At 64.9% G+C, this 11,147-nt stretch carries 10 protein-coding genes; all 10 read right to left on the minus strand.

Annotated elements, in window-relative coordinates; all coding sequences use genetic code 11:
• Positions 1-3,138 carry an isoleucine--tRNA ligase gene (gene ileS / locus VF34_RS08200; protein WP_032374534.1) on the minus strand — a complete coding sequence of 1,046 codons (3,138 nt, stop codon included), beginning with the start codon at positions 3,136-3,138 and terminating at the stop codon, positions 1-3.
• Positions 3,139-3,478: 340 nt separating this feature from the next.
• Positions 3,479-3,655: a hypothetical protein gene (locus VF34_RS25270; RefSeq protein ID WP_027497336.1), complete on the minus strand. Its 177-nt coding sequence runs from the start codon at positions 3,653-3,655 to the stop codon at positions 3,479-3,481.
• A gap of 77 nt (positions 3,656-3,732) precedes the next feature.
• Entirely contained in the window at positions 3,733-4,587 is an 855-nt protein-coding gene (gene wag31 / locus VF34_RS08210; RefSeq protein WP_027497337.1) for a DivIVA-like cell division protein Wag31, read from the minus strand.
• Positions 4,588-4,747: 160 nt separating this feature from the next.
• Positions 4,748-5,035: a YggT family protein gene (locus tag VF34_RS08215; RefSeq protein ID WP_027497338.1), complete on the minus strand. Its 288-nt coding sequence runs from the start codon at positions 5,033-5,035 to the stop codon at positions 4,748-4,750.
• Between the two features lie 82 nt (positions 5,036-5,117).
• On the minus strand, positions 5,118-5,768 hold the full coding sequence (locus VF34_RS08220; RefSeq protein WP_027497339.1) for a cell division protein SepF: 651 nt from the start codon (positions 5,766-5,768) through the stop codon (positions 5,118-5,120).
• 81 nt (positions 5,769-5,849) lie between these two features.
• Positions 5,850-6,587: a YggS family pyridoxal phosphate-dependent enzyme gene (locus VF34_RS08225; protein WP_032374347.1), complete on the minus strand. Its 738-nt coding sequence runs from the start codon at positions 6,585-6,587 to the stop codon at positions 5,850-5,852.
• Complete coding sequence (gene pgeF / locus VF34_RS08230; protein WP_045841251.1) at positions 6,584-7,345, minus strand: peptidoglycan editing factor PgeF; 762 nt, start codon at positions 7,343-7,345, stop codon at positions 6,584-6,586. Before pgeF ends, VF34_RS08225 begins: the two co-directional genes overlap by 4 nt.
• Positions 7,342-8,616 carry a cell division protein FtsZ gene (gene ftsZ / locus VF34_RS08235; protein WP_032374348.1) on the minus strand — a complete coding sequence of 425 codons (1,275 nt, stop codon included), beginning with the start codon at positions 8,614-8,616 and terminating at the stop codon, positions 7,342-7,344. The genes pgeF and ftsZ overlap by 4 nt, the downstream gene beginning before the upstream one ends.
• Positions 8,617-8,791: 175 nt before the next feature.
• Complete coding sequence (locus tag VF34_RS08240) at positions 8,792-9,460, minus strand: cell division protein FtsQ/DivIB (protein WP_230595323.1); 669 nt, start codon at positions 9,458-9,460, stop codon at positions 8,792-8,794.
• A gap of 122 nt (positions 9,461-9,582) precedes the next feature.
• Entirely contained in the window at positions 9,583-11,085 is a 1,503-nt protein-coding gene (murC, locus tag VF34_RS08245; RefSeq protein ID WP_045841252.1) for a UDP-N-acetylmuramate--L-alanine ligase, read from the minus strand.
• Positions 11,086-11,147: the final 62 nt, after the last annotated feature.

Here is an 11,147-nt window from a genome sequence, read left to right on the forward strand (position 1 = left end):
TCACGACGACTTCGTGATCGCTGCCCGAACTCCCTCACCGAGATCGCTGCCGTCGTCGCCGACCGAGCCGTCGACCAGCGACAACGCGAGTACCTCGCGCGCGATCAGATCCCGATGAGCGTCCAGCCACGCCCGTCGATGTTCGGGTACCTCGATGACGATGTCGATACGGTCGGACACATCGAGTCCGTGGCTACGACGCGCATCCTGCAGCTCACGGATGCGGTCCTTGGCCCAACCCTCGGCCTCCAGCTCTTCGGTGACCGCCGAATCGAGCACCACGAGTCCTGCGTTCCCGGGCAGCGGTGCCGTCGATTCCGGCTCCGCGGCAACGAGTCTGCGGGTGTACTCCTCGGGCAGCAACGCAATGCCTGCGGCGCTCACGACACCGTCTTCGTCCTCGGACCAGTCACCGGCCTTGACTGCCTTGATGACCTTCTGGACATCCTTGCCGATTCGCGGCCCGGCAGCGCGTGCGTTCACGACGAGCTCGAATTTGCCGTGCACGGCAACGTCTTCGGTCAGATCCACCTTCTTGACGTTGACCTCGTCGGCGATGATGTCGAGGAACGGACGCAGACGCTCGGCGTCGGCGGCCGCGACGGTCACCTCGGGCAGCGGCAGCCGCACGCGCAGATTCTGTGCCTTACGCAGACCGAGCACCGTGGAGCACACGGTACGAACCTCGTCCATGCTGTCGACCAGCTCCGGGTCGGACGGCAACTCGTCGGCCGTCGGCCAATCCGTCAGGTGCACCGATCGGCCACCGGTCAACCCGCGCCAGACCACCTCACTGATCAACGGCAACAACGGAGCGGCGATGCGGGTGAGCACTTCGAGCACCGTATGCAGGGTGTCGATCGCGTCGGCGTCCTCGCCCCAGAAGCGTGAACGTGACCGTCGCACATACCAATTGGTCAGTGCGTCACAGAACGTACGCAGTTCGTCGCACGCCCCGGCGATGTCGTTCCCTTCGAGCGCGTCGGTGATCGCATCCCGCGTGGCGGACAGTTTGGCCAGCACGTATCGATCGAGCACATGCGGAGAATCGGTCCGCCACTGCCCCGGCGTCGACGCGTAGAGCTGCAGAAAGCTCCACGCGTTCCAGATCGGCAACAGCGCCTGCCGTACTCCCTCGCGGATGCCCTGCTCGGTGACGATCAGGTTGCCACCGCGCAGAATCGGCGACGACATCAGGAACCACCGCATGGCATCCGAGCCGTCGCGGTCGAAGACCTCCTTGACGTCCGGGTAGTTCCCCTTCGACTTACTCATCTTCAGACCGTCGTCACCGAGCACGATGCCATGGGCAGCAACAGTTTTGAAGGCAGGCCGGTCGAACAAAGCAGTCGCGAGCACGTGCAGGGTGTAGAACCAGCCGCGCGTCTGACCGTTGTATTCGACGATGAAGTCGCCCGGGTTGTGCGTCTGGAACCACTCCTCGTTCTCGAACGGGAAGTGCACCTGTGCATACGGCATCGAGCCCGATTCGAACCAGCAGTCCAGCACCTCGGGAACGCGACGCATGGTCGACTTGCCGGTCGGGTCGTCCGGGTTGGGACGCGTCAGGTCGTCGATGTACGGCCGATGCAGATCGGTCGGACGCACACCGAAGTCACGCTCGAGTTCGTCCAGGCTGCCGTACACGTCGAGACGAGGGTAGGCGGGGTCGTCGGACGTCCAGGCCGGGATCGGGCTGCCCCAGTACCGGTTTCGGCTGATGTTCCAGTCGCGGGCACCTTCGAGCCACTTGCCGAACTGACCGTCCTTGATGTGCTCGGGCACCCAGGTGATCTCCTGGTTGAGCTCGACCATCCGACCGCGGAACTTGGTGACCGCGACGAACCACGACGGAACCGCCATGTAGATCAGCGGCTGACCACTACGCCAACTATGCGGGTACGAGTGCTCGATGGTCTCGTGCCGCAGCAAGCGGCCCGAGGCCTTGAGATCCTTGATGATCACCGGATTGGCGTCGAACACCATCAGGCCCTCGTAGGGCGGCACCAACGACGTGAATTTGCCGCCCGCATCGAGCGGTTGCACGACCTCGATACCGTTCGCGGTGGCGACGTCCATGTCCTCCTCACCGAATGCCGGTGCGAGATGGACGATTCCGGTGCCGGAGTCGGTGGTGACGTAATCGGCCTCCAGAACGCGATGCGCATTCTCGTGGCCGAGGAAGAAGTCGTAGGGCGGTGCGTAGGCGAGGCCGACCAACTCCGCGCCGGTGTGCTCCGAGAGCACCTCCGGCTCCTCCCCCAGTTCCTTCGCATAGTGCGCGAGTCGGGCAGAGGCGAGCACGTAACGCTCACCGTCGGCACCGCGGACCTGAACGTAGTGCACCTCCGGATGCACCGCGATCGCGAGGTTCGACGGCAGAGTCCACGGAGTGGTGGTCCAGATCAGTGCGTTCGCGCCGTCCAGGGGTGTGCCCGGTGCCGTCAGGGGCATGGTGACGGTGACCGCGGGATCCTGACGCATCTTGTACGCGTCGTCGAGCCGGGTCTCCTGGTTGGACAGCGGCGTCTGCTCGTACCAGCTGTACGGCAACACTCGGTAGCCCTGGTAGATCAGGCCCTTGTCGTGGAGCGTCTTGAACGCCCACATGACGGACTCCATGAAGTCGACGTCGAGGGTCTTGTAGTCGTTGTCGAAGTCGACCCACCGCGCCTGCCGAGTGACGTAATCCCGCCACTCGTCGGTGTACTGCAACACCGATTGCTTGCAGTAGGCGTTGAACTTCGCCAAGCCCATCTCGTCGATCTCGGACTTGTCCTTGATGCCGAGTTGCTTCTCCGCTTCCAATTCGGCGGGAAGGCCGTGGCAGTCCCACCCGAAACGACGCTCGACCTTCTTGCCGCGCATGGTCTGGAACCGGGGCACGAGATCCTTGACGTACCCGGTGAGCAGATGGCCGTAGTGCGGCAAGCCGTTGGCGAACGGAGGTCCGTCGTAGAAAACGAATTCCTCGGCATCGGCGCGGTTGTCGATGCTGGCGCGGAACGTGCCGTCCTCGGCCCATTCGTGCAGCACGATGCGCTCGAGATCGGGAAACGGAACGCTTCCCGATCGACCTTCGGCCAGATCCACCAGCGGGTACGACGCGTTCTCGGTGCGTGCGCTCGAATCTGTCATATCTGTCTCCTCCGTGCCGGACGCGTACAGGACGCGACATCGATTGGCACGGGGACGACATTCGGCGATGGGGACGCCGAGTACCGCGGTACCACCCCGCTTGCTCGGACCGATGGAACCCGTCGGACCGAGCCTCTCCACACGAGCTGTGACGGGCTCACCCGTTCGGTTCTACTGAACAGCCCATTTCGGTCGTTGCAGACCGAATCGTCACTGTCGTTCTTCCGAAGGCTCCCCGGTGATGGCCGGATCGATGCCTGATTGTTCTTTCGTCTGACAACCGTCGAACTGATGCACTACCGCCTGGTGTACTGCCGCCTGATGCACTACCGCGTAGATGCTACCTGTCGATCTCGGGCGGTGGCCGTCGCCCGAGCAGGGCCCCGACCAGGAGCAGCACCGCCCCGACTATGCAGATCACGATGCAGGCCCAGGCCCAGACGACCGATCCGGTCATCAGGGCCAACACCAGGAACCCGAACCCGACAGCCGCCGCGCCGAGGGTCAGAATCAGCACAGGATTCCTCGCTCACCACTCGACGCTACAACCGAGCCCGACGCTGCCCCAAGAGGCAGCGTCGGAGAACGATCGCGTCAGTTGTTGCCCTTGGCGTACGACTGGCTGTAGCCGGACGTCTGGTTGTCCTGGTTGAAGTTGTCCTGGCCGTTGTCCACCGGCAGCGCCGAGGAACGGTTCTCGAGCTCTTCGAGCTGCGATTCGAGGTACGACTTGAGGCGCACCCGGTATTCGCGCTCGAACGTCTTGAGCTGCTCGATGCGACCTTCCAGCACGGACCGCTGCTGGTTGATCGTCGCCATGATCTCGGTGTGCTTGCGCTCGGCGTCGGCCTGCAATGCGTCGGCCTTCTCCTTGGCCTGGCGAAGCTGGGTCTCGGAGCGAGTCTGTGCATCGGTGAGCAGCGACTCGGACTTCTGCCGCGCTTCGGACATCATCGACTCCGAGCGAGCGCGGGCATCCGACACCAAACGTTCGGCGTTGGTGCGCGCATTGCCGAGCAGCTGCTCGGACTCGGTCTTCGCATCGCCGGTGAGACGGTCCGCCATTTCCTGCGCGAGACCGAGAATCTTCGCGGCCTGCATGTTGGAGTCGCCGCTCTGCTGCGGTGCTGCGGCCACGGGAGCGACCGGCGCAGGCTGCTGAACCACCGGTGGCGGCTTGGGGGGATCGACCGGCCGCTGCGGCTCGGCTTTCGGTGCGGCGACCGGAGCCGACTGTGGGCTCTGGCGCGCAGAGTTCTTGGCGTCCGCAAGCTCCTGGTCGAGCTCACCGACGCGCTGGCGCAGGTCGGCGTTTTCTTCGATCAGTCGGGACAACTCTTGCTCGACGAGGTCGAGAAATGCGTCGACCTCGTCTTCGTTGTAACCGCGCTTACCGATGGGCGGCTTGCTGAACGCAACGTTGTGCACATCAGCTGGAGTCAGCGGCATGGAAGGATCCCTTCACGCGTCTTGGGGCGGTAGAGCAAGCATTCAGTTATATGCCATTCCGCGCGAGTGCAGAACAATCAAACTGTAACTGGCGTCCATTCTGTCACACGGGACACGCAGCTTGCGCTGGGTCCCGAGTTCTAACATTCCATCTTCGGCCTCAGGCCGCGAGGCTGCTGGTCACATTCCACAGGATGAACACGACGAACAGCAAGACCATGATCGACAGGTCCAGTCGCACACCACCGAGGTTGAGCGGCGGAATTATCCTGCGCAGGAACTTCACGGGCGGGTCGGTGACCGTGAAGATCGCCTCCAGAAGGATGACGACCAGCCCGGTCGGTTGCCAATCTCTCGCGAAAGTCCTGATGAACTCGACGATGATTCGACCGATGAGAAGGAGCCAAAAAAGAAACAATACGATGTTGATCACCGTGAACACGATCACGGCTATACTCTGCCTGACTTCGCCGGGCTGAGCAAAGTGCGCTGGTCACAGCTCCGACTTGCCGCCCCAAGGGGAGAAACGATCACTGCTGGCTGTAGAAGCCGGTTTCCGCGATTCGCCTGCGCTCCTGCGGGGATACATCGACATCGGCCGGCGAAAGCAGGAACACCTTCGTGGCCACCTTGTCGAACGATCCACGGAGCGCGAAGGCCAATCCGGCAGCGAAGTCGACGAGTCGCTTGGCGTCGGCGTTGCTCATTTCGACGAGATCCATGATGACCGGAGTGCCGTCACGGAAACGCTCACCGATGGTGCGCGCCTCGCTGTAGTCCCTCGGGCGCAGGGTGGTGATCTTCGAGAGTGGGCCACCGTCGTCGACGATCGGGCTGCGTCGCGTCTCGGCCCGCACGTCCATGCGGGTGTCCATCGCCAGCGCGCCACGGGTGGCAGCGCCTCGGGTCGACGGTCCTGCTGTGCCGCGTGCGCGTCCACCGATCGGAGCGAGCGTCGCAGCGGGGCGAGGGGCCTCGTAATCGTCGTAGTCGTCGTCGGCCTGCGCGTGCCGCGAGCCACCGAACGACGGCTTGACGAAGTCACGATCGTCGATGTCGTCGTAACCGTCACGGCCACCACGGGGACTGCGGCGGGTGTCCGGATCGTCGAGGTAGTCGTCCTCGTAGTCCGCGAGCGGAACCATGCCGAAGTACGCCTTGAACTTGTGCAGGGTGCTCATCGTTCTGCCTTCCGTGGCCGTGTCTACTGTCCATCTCCAGGTTCGCAAGTGTCTGTTGTGACTGATGTGATCCGTGGACTGTTATTGGGAGGCTATCGGCCGCGCACCGAGTATTGCGGTACCGACACGCACGCACGTCGATCCGTGTCGCACAGCAGCTTCCAGGTCCCCCGTCATGCCGGCCGACAACTCGCGGGCATCTGGATGATCACGCAGAAGTCGCTGATGCAGCACCTCGAGATCACCGAACGCAGCGTCCGCATCGGCGTCCAACGGAGGTACGGCCATGAGTCCGGCCAGACGCAAGCCGGGTGCGGTCGACACCGCGTCGGCCAACTCGTACAGGTCCCCGCGTTCGACGCCGCCGCGGTGGACATCGCCGTCGAGACTGACCTGAACGAGGACGTCGAGCGGCGTCGTCCGAGCGCCGTCGTCGAGTGCTGTCTCGGTGGCCTTGGACAGCGCGGTGACCAATCGAGCACTGTCCACCGAGTGAATGGAGTGCGCCCACGCAGCGATGGACTTCGCCTTGTTTCGCTGGAGATGCCCGATCATGTGCCACCGCGGCGGATCACCGCGGAACTCTTCGGCGGTCTCGGCCACCTTGGGCGACGCATCCTGCTCTCTGGACTCGCCGAACTCACGGCAGCCCAGCTCGTACAGGATCCGAACGTCGGACGCGGGGAAGAACTTCGTCACCGGCAGCAGAGTCACGGTCGAGTCTTCACGACCTGCGTCCGCACATGCTCGCGCCAGTCGTTCGCGTACCGACGCCAACGCGGCGGCGATCTCGGCAGCTCGGTCGGTGGACTCGCTCACGACATCCTCTCCTGGCCGGAGTCGGGAACCTCGTCTGCGGATGCGGAATCCATCCACACGACGCTCGCGATACGGCCGGTCGAACCTTCCCGGCGATGGCTGAACAGGGTGCGATCCTCGATGGTGCACCGGGGATCCTGAGCCACTCCGTGCAGTCCTGCGGCGATCAGCTGCGCGCGCACACCTGCCGGAATATCGAGACCGGGGGTGTTCCGAACCGTCGTCGTCGCGCTTCCGGGAAGGTGCTTGTCGACGTCGGCACGCATGTGTGCGGGTACCTCGTACTGACGCCCACTGGCCGCCGGGCCGAGGAAGGCCCCGATCCTCTCCGGGACCGCGCCCAGCTCGACCATCGACGCAAGTACCCGAGGAATGATGCCGATGCGGGCACCGACGCGGCCGGCGTGTACCGCGGCGATCACGCCCGCCTCTTCGTCGGACAGCAATACCGGGACACAGTCGGCGGTCAACACCACGAGCGCGAGATTGCGCTGCGTCGTCACCAACGCATCGGTCATGGGAACGGGCTCGGACACCGGCCCGTCCACCACCGTGACGGTGCGGCCGTGGACCTGTTCCATGAACACCATACGTTCGATGCCCATACCCAACCGGTCACCGAGGCGCCGACGGTTGGCCTCGACAGCAGCCGGGTCGTCGCCTACGTGGTCACCGAGATTGAAGGTGTCGAACGGCGGGGCCGACACGCCGCCTGCTCGCGTCGTCGACACCCGCCTGACCCGAAAGGAGTCACTCACCGCCGCATGAAGGACGGCACGTCGACCTCGTCTTCGCCGTCGTCCTCGGCGACGGGAACGCGGCGTCCGGATCCGACCGACTCACGGCCCTGACCGCCGGAATCCCGGCCGTGACCGGCTGCGGACTCGCGGCTGGACGATTCGCGGTTCGACGAACTGGACGAGTTCAGCGGGGGCAGGCTCGATCCGCTGGGTGCGCCGACCGGGTCGCGGAACACAGCGCCTTCGGTGCTGTCGTTGGAGCGTGAGGAGACCTCACCCGAGCGTGCCGATCCGATCGGGCCGCGGGTGGATGCCGCTGCCTCGACCGGACGACGCGTGGGCGTTCCTCCGTCGAACCCGGCGGCGATGACGGTGACACGAACCTCGTCGCCGAGAGAGTCGTCGATGACGGTTCCGAAGATGATGTTGGCGTCGATGTGCGCAGCTTCCTGGACCAGCGAGGCGGCCTCGTTGATCTCGAACAGGCCGAGATCCGAGCCACCCGCGATGGAGAGCAGCACTCCGCGGGCACCTTCCATGGACGCTTCCAGCAGCGGCGAGTTGATCGCGGATTCCGCGGCCTTGATCGCGCGGCCTTCACCGCGGGAGGAACCGATGCCCATCAGCGCACTGCCTGCGCCGGACATGACGCCCTTGACGTCGGCGAAGTCGACGTTGATCAGCCCGGGGGTGGTGATCAGATCGGTGATGCCCTGCACACCGTTGAGCAAGACCTCGTCGGCACTGCGGAACGCATCCATGAGGCTGACGGCCGCGTCGCCGAGCTGAAGCAGACGATCGTTGGGAATGACGATGAGCGTGTCGCAGGATTCACGCAGCTGCTGGATACCGGTGTCGGCCTGGCCACCACGGCGCTTGCCCTCGAAGGAGAACGGACGCGTCACGACGCCGACGGTCAGCGCGCCGAGCTTGCGCGCGATGTTGGCGACGACGGGAGCGCCACCGGTGCCGGTTCCGCCGCCCTCACCTGCGGTGACGAAGACCATGTCGGCACCCTTGAGGACCTCTTCGATCTCGTCCTTGTGGTCGTCCGCTGCGCGGCGACCCACCTCGGGGTCGGCCCCGGCACCGAGTCCGCGAGTCAGCTCACGGCCGACGTCGAGCTTGACGTCGGCGTCACTCATCAGCAAGGCCTGAGCGTCGGTGTTGACGGCGATGAACTCGACTCCCTTGAGTCCCTGTTCGATCATCCGGTTGACCGCGTTCACGCCGCCGCCGCCGATGCCGACGACCTTGATTACGGCGAGGTAGTTGTGCGGGGGCGTCATGGGCTCTCGCCTTCCGTGGATTGTTGCTCGAAAAATGTGGAAAACCCTCAACCTAAACCACAGGCTTAGAGTTATGTCAAGTACTCGACTGATCGGAACGCTATTCACCGACGGCCACGATCGCCATTAGGCGCGCCGATGCCGCGCCGAAAATATGAGCCTTTCGGGCCCGTTGCTATTTCGTGGTCGGAAGATCGGGACTGGACACGTCGAAAATCTGACCCGGTTGCGACAGCAACGCGATCGCCACCGCCCCCTTGCGCTCGGAGTTGTCCTTGTTCCCCCACACGACGGTCCGCCCGTCCAACAGGAGGATCGAGATGTCGGACAGCGTGCTCGCGCGCACTTCGCCGACCTGACCTCGGATCAGCGGCGGCAGCGAATCGAGCACAGTCAGTGCATCTTTCGTCACCGGATCGCCGAAGACAGGATTGTCGGTCACCAGTCGGACCACCCCGGGCGGAGGCGGTGCGACGGCGAAGTCCACGCCCGTTGCATCGAGCAAGTGAGCGCCGTCGGGGGAATCGACGAACGCCACCGGGACACGTTCTTCGACGGTGACCTGCACGGTGGACGGGTATTTCCGTTGCACCCGAACCGATGCCAGCTCCGGTATCGACGCAACACGCTGGGCCGCGGCCGCGGCGTCGACACGGACCAGCGGCAGGCCGGTCGGCACCTCGAGTCGGTCGAGGATCTCCTGTTCGGACACCGACGAGGCTCCCACGACCGAGATCGTCCGAACCGACAGCAGCGGCGTGAAGTAGACCAGTACTGCCGACCCGACGATCACTGCGACAACCGCCACGACGGCAAGCACCGCGCGACGGCGTGACCGTTTCACGCGAGCGCGCTCTTCTTCCCTGGCCTGCGCGCGAGCTTGCCTGTCTGTGACCGACGACGTCGAATCACCCTGCCCGGCAACGGGTTCCGATCTGGAAGCGCGGTCTCGATCGGACCGACGAGTCACGTCGACGGCCGATCCTTCGGTACCGCGCGGCCGGTCGTGGCACCGAAATCGGTTTTGGAACGAAGGGCGTCGAGAATGGGACCGCCGAGCATGGTCACGTCGCCCGCACCCATCGTGATCACCACGTCGCCGGGACGGCTGAGATTGGCCACCTGCTTGGCGACCAACGACAGATCCGGTTGGTAGTTCACCGGTTTGGTCACCGACGCTGCGACCAAGGCCCCGGTCACACCGGGCAGGGGTTCCTCGCGAGCGCCGTAGACGTCGAGCACCACGATCTCGTCGGCCAACGACAGTGCGGTACCGAATTCCTCGGCGAACGTCGCAGTACGTGAGTACAGATGCGGTTGGAACACCACCACGACCCGCCCCCGCTCGCCCGGAAGTGCTTGACCCGCGACCAACGCCTGCGCAGCGGTCAGCACGGCCCGCACCTCGGTGGGGTGATGGGCGTAGTCGTCGAACACTCGTACTCCGTGCTCGCGTCCGGTGAACTGGAACCGCCGGTGCACTCCCCCGAATCCGGTCAGCCCGGCCAGCAACTCCTCGACCCCCGCGCCCACCTGGCGGGCAGCCACGAACGCCGCCAGGGCGTTGAGGGCGGTGTGCCGTCCCGGTACTCCCAGCCGAACCGTGCGGGCAGAGTCCTCACCGGCGATCTGCAACTGCGCGACGCCGCCGATGTCCTCGGGCTCCCAGGCCAACAGGCGAACGGCCATCTCGACCGGTCCGGCGTCGACGTCGGACGACCCGTAGCCGAGCACCGTCACTCCGGGGAGATTCTTCTCGACCACGCGGCGGGCCAGAGCTGCCGAACCCGGATCGTCCATGCATGCCACCAGCACACCGCCCGGGTGCAGCAGCGCGGCGAAATCGTCGAACACCTTCACGTAGGCCTCGGTCGTACCGAAGAAATCGAGATGATCGGCCTCGATGTTCGTCACGATGATCACGTTCGCGGAGTACTGCAACAGCGAACCGTCACTCTCGTCCGCCTCGGCGACGAAGACGTCGCCACTGCCGTGATGCGCGTTGGTGCCGGCCTCGTTGAGCTCACCGCCGACGGCGAACGACGGGTCGAACCCACAGTGCTGCAGTGCGACGACCAACATCGATGTGGTCGACGTCTTGCCGTGCGTGCCCGACACCAGCAGGGTGCGGTACCCCTCCATCAACGACGCGAGGACGGCGGGCCGCAACACCACCGGAATCCCGCGATCGCGAGCCTCGACGAGTTCGGGGTTGGTCTTGGGTATGGCCGCGTGGGTCGTCACGACCACGGTGGGGCCGCCGTCGATCATGTCCAGCGCGCTTGCATCGTGCCCGATTCGCACCAGCGCACCGCGGGCTCGCAGCGCCAACACCCCGCGCGATTCCTTGGCATCCGATCCGGACACCTGACCACCGCGCGCCAGCAGAATGCGTGCGATCCCGGACATCCCGGCACCGCCGATTCCCACCATGTGCACCCGTTCGAGCTCTGCCGGCAACTCCGACATCGCCGCACCCTCAGTTGTCACGCGGACGTCTCCCTCGTTCTGTGGCATTCTCGTCGCCGCCC

The sequence above is a fragment of the Rhodococcus sp. PML026 genome (assembly GCF_000963615.1).
Taxonomy (GTDB): domain Bacteria; phylum Actinomycetota; class Actinomycetes; order Mycobacteriales; family Mycobacteriaceae; genus Rhodococcoides; species Rhodococcoides fascians.

What these genes read in the sequence shown, in the direction of transcription:
- ileS (WP_032374534.1), bottom strand. Translation starts at nt 3,138, where the DNA reads ATGACAGATTCGAGCGCACGCACCGAGAACGCGTCGTACCCGCTGGTG.
- wag31 (WP_027497337.1), bottom strand. Translation starts at nt 4,587, where the DNA reads ATGCCGCTGACTCCAGCTGATGTGCACAACGTTGCGTTCAGCAAGCCG.
- VF34_RS08220 (WP_027497339.1), bottom strand. Translation starts at nt 5,768, where the DNA reads ATGAGCACCCTGCACAAGTTCAAGGCGTACTTCGGCATGGTTCCGCTC.
- ftsZ (WP_032374348.1), bottom strand. Translation starts at nt 8,616, where the DNA reads ATGACGCCCCCGCACAACTACCTCGCCGTAATCAAGGTCGTCGGCATC.
- murC (WP_045841252.1), bottom strand. Translation starts at nt 11,085, where the DNA reads ATGTCGGAGTTGCCGGCAGAGCTCGAACGGGTGCACATGGTGGGAATC.